Here is an 18,191-nt window from a genome sequence, read left to right on the forward strand (position 1 = left end):
GCAGCCGGGAAGAGCAGGCAGTGAGGCCGCAGTCGCAGCTTTCCGGATTTCATAAAATGCAGATTATAACGGCACAACGACTTTCAAATATTCTTGTATTGCCTGTGTTAATGACTGGTTAATGAAGAGCCAGCTGCAGCGGGTAGTTTATCCTGAAGGTAACTCACGGTAAACCCTATACGTCGATATCCCTGCAAGGATACCGTGCTCGCAGGTTAACAGGATTTACGTAATTTGGCAGGAAGTTAACATGAACCCAATAATCAATCGTGCTTATGTCTCATTTGTTTAATCCTTACCAGCTCAGGTCGGTGGTTTTGCGTAACCGTATAGCGGTATCGCCCATGTGTGAATATTCTTCGGAAGATGGCTTTGCGAATGACTGGCACCTGGTGCACCTGGGCAGCAGGGCAGTAGGCGGGGCCGGGCTGGTGCTGACGGAGGCCGCAGCGGTATCTCCGGAAGGTCGTATTTCACCGCAGGATCTCGGCATATGGAAAGAAGAGCATATCCCCATGTTACAGCGCATTACGCAGTTCATCGCAGAACAGGGCGCTGTGGCAGGTATACAACTTGCGCACGCAGGCCGTAAGGCCAGTACCCTGCGGCCATGGGAAGGCAATGGTATGGTAAGCCCCGGTAATGGCGGCTGGGAAGTAGTTGGGCCTGGAACTGTTCCGTTCAATGAAAAATACCCGGTACCGCAGGAGCTAACGGAAGCGGGCATACGTAAAGTAACCGCCGATTTTAAGGCGGCAACAGAACGCGCCGTCCGTGCCGGATTTAAAGTGGTGGAGATACATGCCGCCCACGGCTATCTGCTGCATAGTTTTTTATCGCCGCTCACCAACCAGCGTACAGACCAGTACGGAGGTCCGTTTGAAAACCGTATACGGCTGCTGCTGGAAACAACTGAAGCGGTACGCGCCGTATGGCCCGCTGAAAATCCTTTGCTGGTCCGTATTTCGGCTACCGACTGGGCAGAAGGCGGATGGAATCCGGAAGAATCCGTACAACTTGCCACTATCCTGAAAGATAAGGGCGTAGACCTGATCGACTGCTCTTCCGGAGGGCTTGTTGCACATCAGAAAATCCCTGTCGGACCGTTGTACCAGACCCATTTTGCTGAAAAAATAAAGAAGGAATCCGGTATCGCCACCGGAGCAGTAGGGCTGATTACTACCGCTGAAGAAGCGGAATCCATTATCGCGGCAGGCCGCGCGGACCTTGTGCTCATGGCCCGGGAACTCCTCCGCGACCCCTACTTCCCCCTCCACGCTGCTCACCGGCTGCAAACAGATATAGCATGGCCCGCACAATACCAACGGGCAAAAATGTAGTCATTTAGTTATTTTATTATTTGAGATTTTGTAGCTCATCGTGATGTCCTCTGAAATTTACAGAAGACATCACGATGAGCTACAAAATCTCAAATAATAAAATAACTAAATGCTTAATATTTTTTCTATGCGCTCCAGTTCTTCTTTGTCGAAGGCGGTGTTTTTCAGGCAGGCCAGGTTATTGTCGAGTTGAGCAACGGAGCTGGCGCCGATGAGTACGGTGGTGATGCGCCTGTCTTTAAGTATCCATGCCAGCGCCATCTGGGCGAGTGACTGGCCGCGTTGCTGCGCGATATCGTTTAATTTTTTTACTTGCTCAATTCTTTCTGCAGATACTTCTTTTTCCTGGAGGAACCCGGTTGGTTTGCTGGCGCGTGAGCCGGCAGGGATGCCGTGGAGGTAGCGGTCTGTCAGGAGGCCCTGTGCCAGCGGGGAGAATGGTATACATCCTACGCCGTTGGCTTCCAGCACATCCAGCAGGCCGTTTTCTACCCAGCGTTCAAACATGCTGTATTTAGGCTGATGAATCAGGCAGGGAGTACCGAGTGATTGCAGGATGCTGACTGCCTGTTGTGTTTGTTCGGCAGAGTAGTTGGAAAGACCTACATAGAGCGCTTTTCCCTGTTGCACGATGCTGTGCAGCGCACCCATCGTTTCTTCCAGGGGAGTTTCAGGGTCAGGGCGGTGGGAATAGAAAATATCCACGTAATCGAGCTGCATACGGCGCAGGCTCTGATCGAGGCTGGAGATCAGGTATTTCCGGGAACCCTTGTCGCCATAAGGGCCGGGCCACATGAGGTAGCCGGCTTTGGTAGAAACAATCAGTTCGTCCCGCAGGTGGCCGGTGAAATCCTTTTTGAGAATACGGCCGAAATTCTCTTCTGCGCTGCCTGGCAACGGACCGTAGTTATTGGCCAGGTCGAAGTGGGTGATTCCTTTATCAAAAGCCTGGCGGATAATGCTGCGTCCATTTTCAAAATTATCAATTGAACCGAAGTTGTGCCATAATCCTAAAGATACGGCCGGGAGCTGGATACCGCTCCTGCCGCAACGGTTGTAGATCATGCTGTCATATCTGTCAGCTGCGGGAGTGTAATGCATGGAATTTTATTTAGGTGGACAAGATAATAGAACTTCCGGGAAATAAAAAAGGAGATGCATGTGCATCTCCTTTACAGGTAATAAGGTAATAAATTATTAATGTTCTTCCATTACCGGCAGCTGCTGGCGCTGTTCCGGTGTCATATCTTTCAGTTTGTTGCTGTTCTGTACCTTCTCCGGCACCGGGCGTATTTCCCATACAATGCCCATCCATCCCAGCATTCTGATAACGTAATAGCTGATATCGATTTCCCACCAGTAGAAGCCCTGACGGGCAGCACTCTGATAGTAGTGATGGTTGTTGTGCCAGCCTTCTCCGAGCGTAATCAGCGCCAGTACCACACTGTTGCGGGACTGATCGCCGGTGTAGTAACGTTGCTTACCGATTTTATGCATCAGGGAGTTGATGGTGAAGGTACCATGATACAAAATTACGGTGCTGAGGAAAAATCCGATCAGTACGGTAGATAAACCTGCGGTCCAGTCGAACCAGCCGGCTCCGTTCACCTTGTTACCTACAAAATAAACCGCGATCATGAGCACGATGGCAGGCACCATATGCCACTTGTTGAGCCAGAAAAGCTCTTTGGCTTTGTGGTCCTTAATCAGCTCAAAGCGGGTAGGTTTATATTCAGGGCCCATGATCCAGCCGATATGTGCGTACCAGATACCGTAGATATTGGCAGAGTGCGGATCTTCAGGCGTGTCGCTGTGTTTGTGATGTATACGGTGATTGGCTGACCACCACAGGGCGCCTTTCTGTAAGCTGCTCTGGGCGCCGCCCGCAAGGATGAATTGAAAGAATCGCGAGGTCTTGAACGCGCGATGCGAGAAATAACGATGGTAGCCCGCCGTTACAAAAAACATGCGTACCACATACAGTACGCCACATAAAATCCAGTCAAATGCAGTCGTGCCGGTGAAAATAGCCAGCAAAGGTATTGCATGTATTCCCAGGAAGTCCACCTGATGCCACCAATTAGGTGGTTTTCTGTCTTGCTTGATCGCCTTGTTCATTCCACAAAGATAATTTCCGTCTTTCGTTTAATCTATGATTTAAATCATTTTGATCAAAGGTAGTGGTTTTCATCTTTTTTTGCGGGGCCCGGCCCCGAACTTTTTAAGGAGATAGCTGTTTTAAAGTCTATAGATTGTCATTATTTTATAACATTAAAATAAATTTAATATGGGACAAATACTATCTGCTATCCGGAATAATGTAAAGTATTGGTGGTTGTACCTGCTGAACGGTATTATTTTTCTGATTGCCGGGTTCATTGTTTTCAGGAATCCTTTCAGCAGTTATGTATTGCTCAGTATCTTTTTCAGCGTTACGCTCTTTATCACCGGCATCATGGAAATAGCTTTCGCTGCCGGTAACCGCAAGCAGATGTATGGCTGGGGATGGTCCCTGGCTTCCGGTATCATAGATGTGATCATCGGGTTTATACTGATGATATATCCGGCTATCAGCATGGCTGTAATTCCCCTGTTCCTGGGCTTCTGGTTTATGTTCAAGGGTATCAGCCTGATTGTATTTGCCATTCAGCTCAACACGGATAAAATTCCTAACTGGGGATGGGTGTTGCTGGGTGGTATCTTACTCATCATACTCTCCGTGGTAATTCTTGATAATCCCGCCCTCGGCGCCGCCACCATATTGGGCCTCATGGCAGCCTCCTTCTGGATCACCGGTATTCTCAGCATCATGTACGCCTTCCGGCTTAAACACGTGAAGAAAATATTTAAATCGGTGGAAGAAAAGTTTTGAAAATAACTATGAGTTAATAATTACGAATTACGAATTGCGAATTACGAATGTAGAAGCGAAGATTAAAACGAAGATGAAAGGGGATAAGTAATTACGAATTACGAATTGCGAATTACGAATGTAGAAGCGAAGATTAAAACGAAGATGAAAGGGGATAAGTATTATATTAAGTACCACCTTTCATCTTCGTTTTAATCTTCGCTTCTACATTCGTAATTCGCAATTCGTAATTCGTAATTATCAAATAGATTTGTTCCTCAATTCTTGTCTCAGAAACTTCAACGCTCTGTTCATCTGCTTTTCTATAGTGCCGGTAGCTATGTCCAGCTGGGAGGAAATTTGTTTATAGCTCAGCGATTGTTCTTTATGCAGTCTGAAAATCTTTTGTTGCTGTGCGGGTAGTTTGCTGATAGTGGATTGTAGTTTCCTGCCGAGTTCCTGTTCTATCATTTTCTCTTCCGGGGAAGGAGAGGAGCTTTCCGGTTTATATTGCGCCAGCGCCTGTTCCCGCCGTGTTTTTTTACGCAGTTCATCGAGGAAGAGATTCCTGCCATAGACTTTCAGCAGGGCCAGGATTTTTTCATCGTCGGTGATGGTATCCAGGTGTTCCCATATTTTGATGTAAGCCTGTTGCACCAGGTCTGCGCACAGGTCGTAATCCCTGCACAGTGCGTACAGCACGCCAAAAAGCCTGTCATAGGTCTGATCTATTATCCGCTGCAACCGTTCTTCCTGTTGATGTGCCAATGACGTTCGTTTTTTAGTTCCGCAAAATTAAGTGTGAGTTTCCGGCAGTTAAGATTAACAAATTGTTAAGCCCGGAATAATTTGTACAGGTTTTTTTCATGTTAAACGTGTAATTAGTGTTGATGCCGGAAGAGGATTGCCGGACGACTTTGATTGACAGGAAACAAATTATATAAAAGTATTCAATGAACAAAGACCTGATTGCAAAATATTTCGCCGGACGCTGTACAGCAGATGAATCGAGGAAGGTGCAGCAGTGGCTGGACGAACAGGGACCTGAATGGGTGGATCAGTATATGGCTGCCCACTGGGACGCTGATGCAATTACTTCTACGGCGGAGGAGCGCTCCCGGCTGGCTGCGGGCATCATATCAATGGCGCCTGTACGAAAAGGCAGGACCCGCTGGCTGCGTATAGCCGTAGCCGCTGCCTGCATCACTGCTATTGCTGCCACCTGCTGGATATTACTGCCCGGCCGCACACAGGCGCTGGCATGGACGGAAATAAGCAACAACAGTGATTCCATCAGAACCATACAGTTGCCGGATGCCTCTGTGGTTACACTGAACAAAACGGCCTCCCTGCGTTACTCATCTGCCTACAACAGGAAAAACAGAATGGTGGTACTGGAAGGAGAAGCATTTTTTGAAGTAAGACCGGACGCCAACCGTCCCTTCCTCGTACAGGCAGGTACGGCCACAGCCCGCGTATATGGCACCGCCTTTAACGTGAATGCCCTGCCGGGAGCGTCAGAACTCCGGGTAGCGCTGCAAAGCGGAAAGATCGGTGTTACCTGCGACAGTAACAGCGCTGAAAAAATAATGACGCCGGGCCAGCTCCTGGTATTTAATAAACAGTCACACGAAATTACTATGCTGCAGTCGCCCGCTGAAAATGCTGACAGCTGGCGGAAAGGAGAGCTGCACTTTGTAAATGCACCTTTCCGGGATGTACTGCTGCAACTGGAAAACACCTACGGACTGCATGTGGTGTATCATGGCCAGCCACAGCAGCAGACCGTAACCGCCAGCTTTCCGGCCGGTAACCTGCCGAAAGTGCTGCAACACCTGTCATTTATCTGGGAGCTTGACTTCCGTCAAAGGGGAGATAGTGTTTTCATAAAATAATTATTGCAACATATGCTATTACATGCATCGCCCACGGGCGGTGTAGGGAACTATTTCTGTCTTAAAAAAAGAAAAAACTTCAAATCAACAGTATGAAAAAAAATCTGAAACGTTGGCTGCCAGGGATTTCCGGATGGCAATACCGCGCAAGGATTGGTTGTACAGCCCTGGTAATGGTGGCCGTGCTGAACGCCCATGTACAGGCGCAGTCCGTCCGCGTAAACCTGCAGGGATCAAACCTCGCAAAAGTGGTGGAAAGTCTGCAGAAACAGGCGCCTGGCTACCACTTCTCTTTTCAGCAACAGGCGCTGGAAAAAGTAAAGGTTGACAAGATCAACCTGCACCAGTCCAGTGTTAAAGACGCTTTGGAGTACCTGCAGAAAAATTACGGTCTTCAGTATCTGCTGGAGGGTAATATGGTGTCCGTGAAATATAATCCGGGCGCTGTCAGGGTGGCGGCAGATAAGCGCCAGCTGCAGGGGAAAGTGACAGATGAAAATAATTTATCCCTGCCGGGTGTAAGCATCATGGACAACCACGGCAGAATGCTGGGGATCACGGATGCTGCCGGCGTATTCATCGTGAAAGCCGATGTGGGCGCAGTGCTTACCTTCACCTATATCGGTTATGCGCCGGAGAAATACACCTTTGCCGGCAATGAAGAAGCCGTGCGGATAACGATGAAACAGAACAGCCGCGACCTGAACGGCGTAGTGGTAACGGCACTGGGCATTTCCCGCGAACAGAAAAGCCTGGGCTTCGCTACGCAGAAACTGGATGGCAGCGCTGTCAGCAATGCACCTACCAACGGCTTCGTGAATGCGTTGTCCGGTAAGGTAGCCGGCCTGAATATCACTAAAGTCGGCGGCCCGATGGGTACCAGCCGCATTGTGCTCCGCGGTGAAAGTATTCTCGATGGTAAAGGTGGCGAAGCCATCCTCGTGGTAGACGGTGTTATTGTCAACAAAAATTTCAACGGTACCGGCCACCAGGGATATCTGGGAAATGACAGCCCTATCGACTTCGGTTCTCCGCTGACAGATATCAACCCGGATGACATCGAATCCATCAACGTGCTGAAAGGCCCCGGTGCAGCGGCCTTATACGGTGCGCGTGGCGCCGGTGGCGCTATCATCATCACTACTAAAAGCGGCTCCCGCAATACCAAAGGCCTGGGTGTAACACTCAGCTCCAACGTAGCGATGGATCAGATCAACAACTGGCCTGATTACCAGTACGAATATGGTCAGGGTACCAACAACGCCAAATATTATTCCTACGATAAAAACCTGGACGGCGCCGCTACCAATAGTACCAGTTCCGCATGGGGACCTAAGTTCAACGGACAATCCTACTTCCAGTATAATTCTCCCGCAGATCCCGTTACCGGCAAAAGAACAGAGCGTACGCCCTGGGTGCCGTACAAAAATAACCGCAAGGACTTTTTCCGTACAGGCCTTACCGTTACCAATACCATCGCCATCTCCGGCAGCAATGAAAAAGGAGATATGCGCCTTGGATTTACACAGATGCAGAATGACTGGATCATGCCTAATACAGGCTACAAGCGCTATGCATTGTCCTTCTCAGGCAATACCCAGGTGAGCAAGAAACTGTCCGTATCCGTGAAGATGGATTATACCAACAAAATTGCGGACAACCTGCCCAACTCGGGTTACAATAACCAGTCGCTGGCTTATTTTATCAACTTCCAGAATCCGAACGTGGACCTGAACTGGTACCAGCCATACTGGCTGCCAGGTAAGGAAGGAGTGGAGCAGAACCATCCGTTCAGCTCACTGATAGATAACCCCTATCTGATTGTGAATGAAATGATCAATGCTTCCAACCGGCATAACCTTACCGGTAACGTGATGGCGAAGTACAAAATCCTGGATAACCTGGAACTGATGGTACGCGGCGGCCTGGACTTCGGTTATGAATTCCGCAACCAGCGCCGTCCGAAGAATACCCAGAAATTCAAGGATGGAATGTACCGTCAGCAGACTGTTATGAACTATGAGAATAACAACGACTTCCTGTTACGTTATAACAAGAACATCGGAGCCGACTTCAACATCGTTGCCAGTGTAGGCGGTAACGTCAGAAATCAGCGCCGTTACTATACCAATCAGCGTGCCGACAAGCTCGCCGCGGTAGGTGTTTACAATCTTGCCAACAGTAAAGATCCGGTGTTGTCCAGTTCTGACCGCCCGGTAGCGCAGGTAAACAGCCTGTATGCGTTTGTGAATACCTCCTGGAAGAATAAATTATTCCTGGATCTCACCCTGCGCCGCGACCAGTCCAGCACGCTGCCGCTGCAGAACAATACCTTCTACTATCCGTCTGTGGCTGCCAGCGCTATCCTGAGCGATATGGTAAAACTGCCGGCGCAGATATCCTTTGCCAAGCTGCGCGCATCCTATGCGAGCGTAGGCTTTGATGCTCCTTTCGGTACCTATTCCCTGGAGAAGGATTACGAAGCAGGTTCCATCACCGGTACCATGGCGAACCCCAATACCATACCAAATCCCAACCTGCAGCCACAGCGCAATAACGCGCTGGAATTCGGTACAGAGTGGCGATTCTTTAAAAATCGTGCAGGCGTTGACGTTACCTGGTACAAACAACGTGCAGTAAATCAGATCTCCAGTATTCCTATTGACAGGTCTACCGGTTATTCCTATCAGCTGGCCAATGTGGGTATTGTAGAGAACAGGGGAGTGGAAGTAGTGTTGAATGTAACGCCGGTATTGCTGAAGAATTTCCAGTGGAAAACAACGGTGAACTGGGCGAGGAACCGCAACGAGGTGGTGAAGCTGAATCCTGAAGTAGGGACGGCCCTGATTATTGCTGAAGGTCCGCGTGGTACGCTCGAAGCCAGGGAAGGTCGTCCGCTGGGCGAGCTGTATGGTATCGGATTCCTCCGCAGTCCGGACGGGCAGATCGTATACAAAAACGGTCTGGCGCAGTTATCATCTGCAGCTACCTACCAGGGCAATGCCAACCCTGATTGGCGAGGCGGCCTGAACAACCAGTTCACCTATAAGAATCTGTCGCTCTCCGTATTATTTGATATGCGTAAAGGCGGAAAGATTTATTCCCTCACGCATGCTATCCTGGCGGAACAGGGTAAGATCAAAAAGACCCTGCCGGGCCGCGACAATGGCCTGATCGGCGAAGGTGTAATGCTGGATGCCAGCGGTAAGTATGTGCCCAACACCGTGTTGGTAACCAACATGGATCAGTACTATAATGCTATCTATGACCGTAATAACGTAGAGGCGAACACGTTTGATGCCTCCTATGTAAAGTTGCGTGAGATGGTGCTGAGCTACAAGATTCCGGCCAGCGTGTTCGGCCGCTCCTTTATCAAGGGTGCCGCCGTGAGCCTGTATGGCCGCGATCTGTTTGTATGGTCCGACTTCCCGGCCTTTGATCCGGAAACAGCGACCCTGAACAGCGCCGCTATTGTGCCTGGTTTCGAAACCGGTCAGTTTCCATCTACCCGTACAATGGGTGTCAACGTAAAAGTTAATTTCTAATCTAACATACGCGCATATATGAAAAAGTATCTGGTGTATCTGAGTGTGGCCATTGGTATTGGCATGAGCGTGTCCTGTACAAAGAAATTTGAAGACATGCAGCACAATCCGGAAACCCTGAAGGTAGTACCTGCAGGCAACTTCCTGAACTCCATCCTCTTCAATGGCGTCAATGCGGGGCTGCGTGAATCGCACCGCATCAATAATGAGCTGATGCAGGTGACCGTCAGCCAGGTGTCGTCCAGCGACTGGCACCGCTATATCATCAAAACTACGGAGTCCGACTACCCGTGGGAGAACTACTACATCACCCTCAATAACGTAAAAGACATGCGCACTTCCGCAAAGCTGGCGGGAGAGCGGAACAGTGAAGCTATTGCCCTGACGCTCTGGGCCTGGATGTTCCAGCAGCTGACGGATATTTACGGAGATATTCCGTATACAGATGCGCTCCGTGGGTATCCTGATAACCAGCTCCAGAACCGGTTTGACAGGCAGCAGGATGTATACGGCGACCTGATCGCCAAGCTGGATACCGCCAATCGTTTATTCATTAACGATAGCATCAGAGGGCTGGAGCAGGGAGAAGACCTGCTGTTCAACAGCGCCGCTGTGCCTGCCGGTATGACTAAATGGAAGAAGCTCTGCAATTCCCTGCGCCTCCGTTTGCTGATGCGCATCGCGCATAAGTCAGACGCCGCGCGCCAGGAGTTGGCCAATATGCTCGCCGACCAGCGGAAATACCCGGTGATGATGAACAATGACGAATCCGCTGTACTGAAGTATACCAACGTAAAACCTTTCCAGAACCCGTTCTTCAGCGCGCGTGACTACGATTTCAATACCGACAGAGGTATCGGTGCTTACTTCGTGGACGCCCTGAATTCCTGGAAAGACCCCCGTATCCCCATCTGGATACAACCTGCCGGCGACGGCGCTTTCAGGGGACTGCCCAGCGGCTTCAGACCAGAAGTATTTGATACCGTAGCCTCCGTAAAGGCAGCCACCCTGCATGTCAACCTGAAAAAATCCAATCTCATCGGGACCATCATGACCTACGCAGAGGTGGAATTTATCAGGGCAGAAGCCATCCATCGCGGATATGCTCCCGGCAATGCGCAGACAGCCTACGAGAACGGCGTGCGCGCTTCCATCACCTACTGGGGCGCCAAAGTACCGGATGATTTCTTCTCCCGTGCCGGCATCGCCTATAACAACTCCCTGGAACAGATCTGCACCCAGAAATATTTTGCCCTTTTCTTCAACGACATGCAGCAGTGGTTCGAATACCGCCGCACCGGATTCCCTGCCATCCCACGCGGAGACGGTATCCCGGCGGGCACTAATATGCCGCAGCGTATGATGTACCCTATTATAGTACAAACCATCAACAGCGCCAACTACAACGATGTCATTGCCCGTCAGGGTGCGGATGCACTGGCAACGAAAGTCTGGTGGTCTAAGTAGGGAGTAATTATTAATTATTAATTATGAATTACGAATTATGAATTATGAGTTGAGGCGAAGATTAAAGCGAATGATTGCAACCATTCGCTTTAATCTTCGCCTCAACTCATAATTCATAATTCGTAATTCATAATTAATAATATATATTTAAGGCGTACCATGAACACTTCTAACAATGACCACTTTTATGAAACGCTGCTCACTTGCTACAGTATTGCTCTGTGGAGGTATGCAATATGCGGGCGCTCAGCAGGCGCCGGTGTCTGCGAATTATGACCATCATGCCGCTTTCTCTCCCTTGTTCTATACTGCCGACGGGAATGAATTCAGAAGCTCCGGCGGCCAGCCCGGTCCTAAATACTGGCAGAATAGCGCCGATTATAAAATAGATGCTTCACTTGATACGTTGGAACATCGTATAACCGGTACCGTAGTCATCACCTATAAAAATAACAGTCCGGACCAGCTGCCGTTTGTATGGCTGCAGATGGATCAGAACATCTTCCGCAGCGATTCCAGAGGAACGGCTACCGTAGGGGCTGTCGGTGACAGGTTCTCCAACCGTAACTATACCGGCGGCTTTGAGCTGAAAGAGGTAAGCCTGGTCAGCAACGGCAAAACAACGCCGGCCGACTACCTGGTGAATGATACCCGTATGCAGATACGGTTGAAAGATGCTATCAGAACAGGTGGCTCCCTGCAGATAAAAATTCAGTACAGCTACGTGATCCCGGAATACGGTACCGACCGCAGCGGCCGCCTGCAGAAACGCCACGGATGGATATACGAAATAGCACAGTGGTATCCGCGTATGGCCGTATACGACGATGTGCTGGGATGGAACAACATACCCTATCTGGGCGCATCTGAGTTCTACCTGGAATATGGCAACTTCGACTACAGCATCACCGCTCCCGCTAATATGCTGGTGGTAGGCTCCGGCGCACTGGTGAATGAAGCACAGGTACTGACACCCGCTGAGACCGCGCGCCTGGCTAAAGCGCGCAACAGCGATCAGACAGTTATGATCCGCGATACAACCGCCTTCTATAAAAATGCTGCCGGCAACCGCACCTGGCATTTCGTCTGCAAAAACTCACGTGATGTAGCCTGGGCAGCTTCCCGCGGATTCATCTGGGATGCGGCGCGTATCAATCTCCCTGACGGGAAGAAGGCGCTGGCACAATCCGTTTATCCCGCAGAATCTGAAGGAACACATGCCTGGAGCCGTTCTACAGAATACGTGAAAGGCTGCATCGAACAATATTCCGGCAAATGGTTTCCCTACACCTATCCGGTAGCTACCAACGTTGCCGGCATCGTTGGCGGCATGGAATATCCGGGTATTGTATTCTGCAACTGGAAATCGGCCAGAGGCGGACTCTGGGGAGTGACCAACCACGAATTCGGACATAACTGGTTCCCGATGGTGGTCGGCTCCAACGAACGTAAATACGCCTGGATGGATGAAGGGTTCAACACCTTCATCAACGGTATTGCTACCGCCGCATTTAACAATGGTGAGTATAAAACCAACGTACCGGCGCAAAAACAGGCTGCCAGCCTGTTTTCCGCTAACGAAGAAAGCATCATGAATACACCGGATGTAATAGGTCTGCGCTACAACGGCGTTGCCGCCTATTACAAACCTGCAGCAGGACTGAATCTGCTCCGTAATGTAATATTAGGCCCCGAACGTTTTGACTATGCCTTTAAAGAATACATCAAACGCTGGGCCTTCAAACACCCGATGCCGACCGACTTCTACCGCACCATGGAAAATGCAGCAGGAGAAGACCTTTCCTGGTTCTGGCGCGGATGGTTTATCAATAACTGGAAAATAGATCAGGCCGTAAAAAGTGTTGCCTACATCCAGGACAACCCTGAAAACGGCGCCCTGATTACCGTTCAGAACCTGCAGCAACTCCCTATGCCAATCACCTTACTGGTAAAACAGGAAAACGGTAAATCCGACACCCTGCGCCTCCCCGTAGAAATATGGCAGCGCGGCAGCAACTGGACCATCCGTTACCCATCCACATCCAGGCTCTCTGAAATAGTCATTGATCCCGAAGGCGCATTGCCGGACGTAAATGTGGGGAATAATACGTGGAAACCCTAATGGGGTTTAATTACGAATTGCGAATTACGAATTACGAATGAAGCCCCGAAGATTTAAACGAAGATTAAAGATGACATTTAATACATATCATCTTTAATCTTCGTTTAAATCTTCGGGGCTTCATTCGTAATTCGCAATTCGTAATTCGTAATTATTTCAAAACCCCATCACTCTCCCCATTCCTTCCACATCTTCTCCGAAATAAAAATGCAGATAACTTGCCAGGATGTTGCCGGTGTGAAACACTGGCGAAGACACTGGTTCGTGCCTGGCATTCAATACGCGTATATGCGGCGACGTTAGTCCGGGCGATGCCGTGTATTGAGAGTAATGAAATTCATGTCCTTTCAGTAATACATCATTGATATGTACCTGGCGGTATCCCAGGGATAATTTTTTCTGTTGCATACTGGTGCTTACGGGCAGCAGACCGGCCATAGGATAGGTTTGCCCGCTTTCGTCGGTGATGCTGTTGCCCAGGTACATCATGCCGCCGCATTCAGCCAGTATTTTGCCCTGGTATTGCCGGAGGGCTGTTAACAGCGGCGTGTTGGCGGCCAGTGCTTCCAGGTGCAGTTCCGGGTAGCCTCCGGGAAAATAGAGCAGGTCTGCCGGTGGCAGCTGACGGGTGGTGAGCGGACTGAAATACGTTACTGTACCTAGTCTGGATAATGCGTTTATATTCTCCCGGTAAATAAAATTAAATGCTTCATCCTGTGCTACGGCTATACGCAGAGGACCGGCAGGGGTGTTGTCTGCCGCAGGAGCAGGGGGCTTTTCCCTGGAAGTGAGCTGCAGCAGCTGTTCCAGCTGAATATGTTTTTCCAGGTGGTCGGCGGCGGCGTCAATGATGTGGTTGTAGTCTGTTTCTGATGAGATATGCAGTCCCAGGTGACGGGAGGGGATATGTATATGTTTTTGTTCAGGAAGATATCCCAGTGCCGGGATACCTGCGTCAGCGGCGGCTTCTTCGAGAATACGGTAATGCGAGGGCGTATTGACGAAGTTGAAGATAACGCCGGCGATGGTTATTTCCGGAAAGAAATTTTTATATCCGTACAGCAGTGCGGCAGCAGAATAGGCCATCGCTCTGGCGTTGACAACCAGTATCACCGGTATTTTCAGGAAGGCCGCCAGCGAAGCACTGCTGCCTTCCATCTTACGTGCGCCGTCAAACAATCCCATTACCCCTTCGGTGATGCTGACGTCAGCATCCGCGCTGTAGTGCGCATAGAGGCGCCGTACATGTGCGTCGGACATCATGTACCTGTCCAGGTTAATGCTGGGGCGGCCGGCCGCCAGTGTATGATGTTTGGGGTCGAGGTAGTCCGGGCCGCATTTGAAAGGCTGTGCTTTCAGCCCCCTGCGTTGCAGGGCTCTCAGCAGCGCCAGTGTGACGGTGGTTTTACCTGCGCCGCTATGGGGCGCCGCTATGATAAATTGTGGTTGCATGTCCGGCAAAGATAAGTGCGGGAAAGATTCTTTTGTGAAAGTTAAATATCTTCGTTGCTTCTTAAAGCAGGAATGATTATGAAACAACTCCGGCCGGTTATGTTTACGGGCACTGCCTCTGATGTTGGGAAAAGCGTGATTACCGCCGGGTTCTGCCGGATTTTCAAACAGGATGGATTTACCCCTGCACCTTTTAAGGCGCAGAATATGTCGCTCAACAGCTATGCCACGCCGGACGGCCTGGAGATAGGCCGCGCACAGGCGGTGCAGGCAGAGGCTGCCGGCGTACCCTGTCATACTGATATGAACCCGGTACTGCTCAAACCTACAAACGACAGGAGTTCACAGCTGGTACTACATGGAAAGCCCGCCGGTAACCAATCGGCCTGGGAGTATTTTATGGAGAATGACAAGCGCCAGCTGTTTGAAGAAGTGAAGCAGTCATTCGACCGCCTGGCAGCACGTTACAACCCGGTAGTCATGGAAGGGGCGGGGAGCATTTCTGAAATCAACCTGCGTAAGCGGGATATCACCAATATGCGTATGGCCCTGCATGCCGGCGCTGCGGTGTACCTGGTAGCGGATATTGACCGTGGCGGGATCTTCGGCAGCGTATACGGCACCATTGCTTTACTGCCGCCGGAAGAGAAGGCGCTGATCAAAGGTATCATCATCAACAAATTCAGGGGCGACAGCCGCCTGTTCGATGATGGCCGCAGACAGCTGGAATCCCTGACAGGCGTGCCTGTTACAGGTGTGTTGCCGTATTACCATGATATTCATATTGAAGAAGAAGATTCCGTGGCGCTGTCGCTCAAACATAAACGGCAGACCGCAGGCCGGATCAACATCGCCGTAGTATTGCTGCGGCATATGTCAAACTTCACCGATTTTAATGTGCTGGAGAAAGATGAACGTGTCAATATTTTTTATACAGATAATCCGGCAGATATTACCGGAGCGGATATCGTGATTATCCCCGGCAGCAAGAATACCATTGCCGATCTGGTGGCCATTAAGAATAACGGCACGGCGCGCGCCATCACGGAAGCGCATAAACGGGGAAAGGTGGTGATCGGCATCTGCGGCGGCTATCAGATGATGGGCACTCAGGTGGCTGATCCTTATGGCGTGGAAGGGGAAGCAGGCAGTATACCCGGGCTGGGCATCCTGCCGGTATCGACCATACTGACGAAGGAAAAGGTAACCAGGCAGCGGACCTTCCGCTATCGCGGCGGAGAGGCCATTTGTTCAGGATATGAAATTCATATGGGCGATACCGTTAGTGAACAGCCATCACCGCTGAATATACTGGACAACGGCGAACCGGACGGCTACTTCCTGCAGGAGAAATGCTGGGGTACTTACCTCCACGGCATACTCGACAACAGCGCCGTACTGAACGACCTGCTGCAGCAATGCGGTAAAGTGGCCGTGATAAAGGATTTTGACTATCATGCTTTCAAAGAAGCGCAATATGATAAACTAGCCGCGCATATCCGGCAGCACCTGGATATAGCGGCAGTATATAAAGCTATCAGCTTATGATACAAGGACACGGAGACGATGCCTATCAGTTTGACCGCCCCATTGTGGCGGATTTCAGCTCCAACGTATGGTACGGCGGCGTGCAGCCCGGATTGGTACAGCATCTCACAGCGCGCCTGAAAAATATAGATCATTACCCGGATGCCGGCGCCTTTAAATTACAGGCGATGATCGAGCGGGAGGCGGGTTTGTTACCCGGTATGGCCATGGTCACCAATGGCGGCACAGAAGCCATATACCTGATTGCGCAGGCTTTCAGCGGCGCTACCACCACCGTAGTGGCGCCCACTTTCGCAGAATACGCTGACGCCTGCCACATGCACCGGCATAAAGTGGATTACCTGTTATGGGATAAACTCACAGATGATACCCGCTTCCTGACGGATATGGTGTTTATCTGCAATCCCAATAATCCTGCAGGGCAGACGATGCAGCCGGCAGCGCTCAAACGCCTGATTGACGGCAATATGGGCGTCACCTTTGTGATTGACGAAGCCTACATCCGTTTTACCCGCGATACGGAAAGTATTTTACCGCAGCTGAAACAGCTGCCCAATGTACTGGTATTATGTTCCCTTACTAAAACCTGCTGTATTCCGGGGTTGCGCCTGGGATGGGTGGCAGGCCAGGCATCGCTGCTGGATAAGGTCAGGGCCTTCCGCATGCCCTGGGCCGTGAACAGCCTGGCATTGGAAGCCGGTTATTACATTATGGAAAACCCCGCACAGTTTGAAGTACCGGTGGATGACCTGCTGGCAGCTACTTTCCGGCTGCGGGAAGAATTAAAGCGGATGCCGGAGTTCAACGTGCTGTCATCTAAAACGCACTACTTTTTATTTGAGACGCTTACCGGTACTGCCGCCGCTCTCAAAGCCTGGCTGATAGAGCATTACGGCATCCTGATAAGAGACGCTTCCAACTTCTACGGACTGGAGCAGGGACATTGCCGCATCGCCTGCCAGCAGGAAAAAGATAATCAATTGCTCATCACCGCCCTGAAAAAATGGACCCTGTCTTAAAATTCGTGTTGCCGTTAACGTTAGGTTACCTGCTGGATCTGCTGTTAGGAGATCCGCGGCAGTGGCCGCATCCTGTAAAGCTCTACGGGCATGCTATCATGGCCGGAACCCGCTGGCTTAACCAGGGAAAAGACTTGTCCCGCTTTCTCAAAGGCATGCTGATGACACTGATGCTATGCACAGCCGTATATTGTTTTTTCTTTTTTATGCAGCAGTGGCTGGCGCAATGGCCTGCTGCATATTATTTGTTCACCGCCCTCTTTGTATTTTTTGCGCTGGCCAATAAAAGCCTGCTGCAGGAAGGGCAGGAGGTCTTCGATACCCTGCAGCAGCAGGGGCTGGAAGCCGGCCGCAGCCGGCTGTCCTGGATCGTAGGGCGCGATACTTCGCAGTTGTCCCCCGATCAGATACGTACCGCCGTAATGGAATCCATGTCTGAAAATCTCAGCGACGGTGTTATCGCGCCATTATGTTTTTATGCTGTACTGGGTTTGCCGGGGATGATGTTGTATAAGATGATTAACACCCTGGACTCGATGATCGGTTACAAAAACGACCGGTATTTATTTTTCGGCCGCTTCGCTGCCCGGCTGGATGATGCCGCCAATTACATCCCGGCGCGCCTGACCGCCCTCCTGATGGTGCTGGTATCCCGGAGCAAAAGAGCCTGGCAGTTTATATTAAAGTATGGGTCTGCCCACGCCAGCCCTAATTCAGGCTACCCCGAAGCCGCCATGGCAGGCATTCTCAACTGCCGCTTCGGCGGTCCCAACACCTACCACGGCAAAGTAGTGGTCAAGCCCTTCATCGGCGCATCTGCCCGCAGCATCTCCCACGAAGAATTCCGTACCGTTAAACGCATCAACCACTCCGTCACCCTCCTTACCATATTTCTCCTCATCTCCATCTTCCTCCTTCTCCACCTAAAATAAGTAAATCTCCTCCATCATCT

The 18,191-nt window shown here is 50.5% G+C and carries 13 protein-coding genes; 9 read left to right on the forward strand and 4 right to left on the reverse strand.

The window, feature by feature from the left end; translation table 11 throughout:
- Positions 1 to 275 precede the first annotated feature (275 nt).
- Entirely contained in the window at positions 276 to 1,340 is a 1,065-nt protein-coding gene (locus tag GWG06_RS10680; RefSeq protein WP_160713158.1) for an NADH:flavin oxidoreductase/NADH oxidase, read from the forward strand.
- 105 nt (positions 1,341 to 1,445) lie between these two features.
- Here GWG06_RS10680 and mgrA read toward each other — a convergent pair whose 3' ends face one another.
- Together mgrA and GWG06_RS10690 are read right to left on the reverse strand one after the other, a co-directional pair.
- Positions 1,446 to 2,441 (reverse strand): L-glyceraldehyde 3-phosphate reductase, encoded by a 996-nt coding sequence (gene mgrA, locus GWG06_RS10685; protein ID WP_160713160.1) that lies wholly within the window; start codon positions 2,439 to 2,441, stop codon positions 1,446 to 1,448.
- 96 nt (positions 2,442 to 2,537) lie between these two features.
- Positions 2,538 to 3,458 carry an acyl-CoA desaturase gene (locus tag GWG06_RS10690; protein ID WP_127037417.1) on the reverse strand — a complete coding sequence of 307 codons (921 nt, stop codon included), beginning with the start codon at positions 3,456 to 3,458 and terminating at the stop codon, positions 2,538 to 2,540.
- 169 nt (positions 3,459 to 3,627) lie between these two features.
- Here GWG06_RS10690 and GWG06_RS10695 point away from each other — a divergent pair, with 169 nt between their 5' ends.
- Positions 3,628 to 4,212, forward strand: a complete 585-nt coding sequence (locus GWG06_RS10695) for an HdeD family acid-resistance protein (RefSeq protein WP_127037419.1) — start codon at positions 3,628 to 3,630, stop codon at positions 4,210 to 4,212.
- A 240-nt stretch (positions 4,213 to 4,452) separates the two neighbouring features.
- Here the strand turns inward: GWG06_RS10695 and GWG06_RS10700 are convergent, their stop codons facing one another.
- The gene (locus GWG06_RS10700) at positions 4,453 to 4,959 is read right to left on the reverse strand and encodes an RNA polymerase sigma factor (protein ID WP_160713162.1); all 507 of its coding nucleotides are present in this window, start codon (positions 4,957 to 4,959) and stop codon (positions 4,453 to 4,455) included.
- 185 nt (positions 4,960 to 5,144) lie between these two features.
- Here GWG06_RS10700 and GWG06_RS10705 point away from each other — a divergent pair, with 185 nt between their 5' ends.
- The 4 genes from GWG06_RS10705 to GWG06_RS10720 all read left to right on the forward strand — a co-directional run bounded on the left by GWG06_RS10705 (position 5,145) and on the right by GWG06_RS10720 (position 13,220).
- Positions 5,145 to 6,086 (forward strand): FecR family protein, encoded by a 942-nt coding sequence (locus tag GWG06_RS10705; protein ID WP_127044235.1) that lies wholly within the window; start codon positions 5,145 to 5,147, stop codon positions 6,084 to 6,086.
- Positions 6,087 to 6,178: 92 nt separating this feature from the next.
- Positions 6,179 to 9,631 carry a SusC/RagA family TonB-linked outer membrane protein gene (locus GWG06_RS10710; protein ID WP_160713164.1) on the forward strand — a complete coding sequence of 1,151 codons (3,453 nt, stop codon included), beginning with the start codon at positions 6,179 to 6,181 and terminating at the stop codon, positions 9,629 to 9,631.
- Positions 9,632 to 9,649: 18 nt separating this feature from the next.
- Positions 9,650 to 11,098, forward strand: a complete 1,449-nt coding sequence (locus GWG06_RS10715; RefSeq protein WP_160713166.1) for a SusD/RagB family nutrient-binding outer membrane lipoprotein — start codon at positions 9,650 to 9,652, stop codon at positions 11,096 to 11,098.
- Between the two features lie 175 nt (positions 11,099 to 11,273).
- Positions 11,274 to 13,220 (forward strand): M1 family metallopeptidase, encoded by a 1,947-nt coding sequence (locus tag GWG06_RS10720; protein WP_160713168.1) that lies wholly within the window; start codon positions 11,274 to 11,276, stop codon positions 13,218 to 13,220.
- A 156-nt stretch (positions 13,221 to 13,376) separates the two neighbouring features.
- On the opposite strand, the gene GWG06_RS10725 is transcribed toward GWG06_RS10720, so the two are convergent.
- Positions 13,377 to 14,672 carry a cobyrinic acid a,c-diamide synthase CobB gene (locus GWG06_RS10725; protein ID WP_160713170.1) on the reverse strand — a complete coding sequence of 432 codons (1,296 nt, stop codon included), beginning with the start codon at positions 14,670 to 14,672 and terminating at the stop codon, positions 13,377 to 13,379.
- Between the two features lie 78 nt (positions 14,673 to 14,750).
- Here GWG06_RS10725 and GWG06_RS10730 point away from each other — a divergent pair, with 78 nt between their 5' ends.
- Genes GWG06_RS10730 through cbiB form a run of 3 tightly spaced genes read left to right on the forward strand, consistent with a single transcriptional unit; the run spans position 14,751 to position 18,171 of the window.
- Positions 14,751 to 16,220 (forward strand): cobyric acid synthase, encoded by a 1,470-nt coding sequence (locus tag GWG06_RS10730; RefSeq protein ID WP_235938270.1) that lies wholly within the window; start codon positions 14,751 to 14,753, stop codon positions 16,218 to 16,220.
- Positions 16,217 to 17,239: a pyridoxal phosphate-dependent aminotransferase gene (locus GWG06_RS10735; RefSeq protein WP_160713172.1), complete on the forward strand. Its 1,023-nt coding sequence runs from the start codon at positions 16,217 to 16,219 to the stop codon at positions 17,237 to 17,239. The genes GWG06_RS10730 and GWG06_RS10735 overlap by 4 nt, the downstream gene beginning before the upstream one ends.
- On the forward strand, positions 17,224 to 18,171 hold the full coding sequence (gene cbiB, locus GWG06_RS10740; RefSeq protein ID WP_160713174.1) for an adenosylcobinamide-phosphate synthase CbiB: 948 nt from the start codon (positions 17,224 to 17,226) through the stop codon (positions 18,169 to 18,171). Before GWG06_RS10735 ends, cbiB begins: the two co-directional genes overlap by 16 nt.
- Positions 18,172 to 18,191 lie beyond the last annotated feature (20 nt).

The sequence above is a fragment of the Chitinophaga solisilvae genome, from assembly GCF_009928525.1.
In the GTDB taxonomy this organism is placed as follows: Bacteria; Bacteroidota; Bacteroidia; order Chitinophagales; family Chitinophagaceae; genus Chitinophaga; species Chitinophaga solisilvae.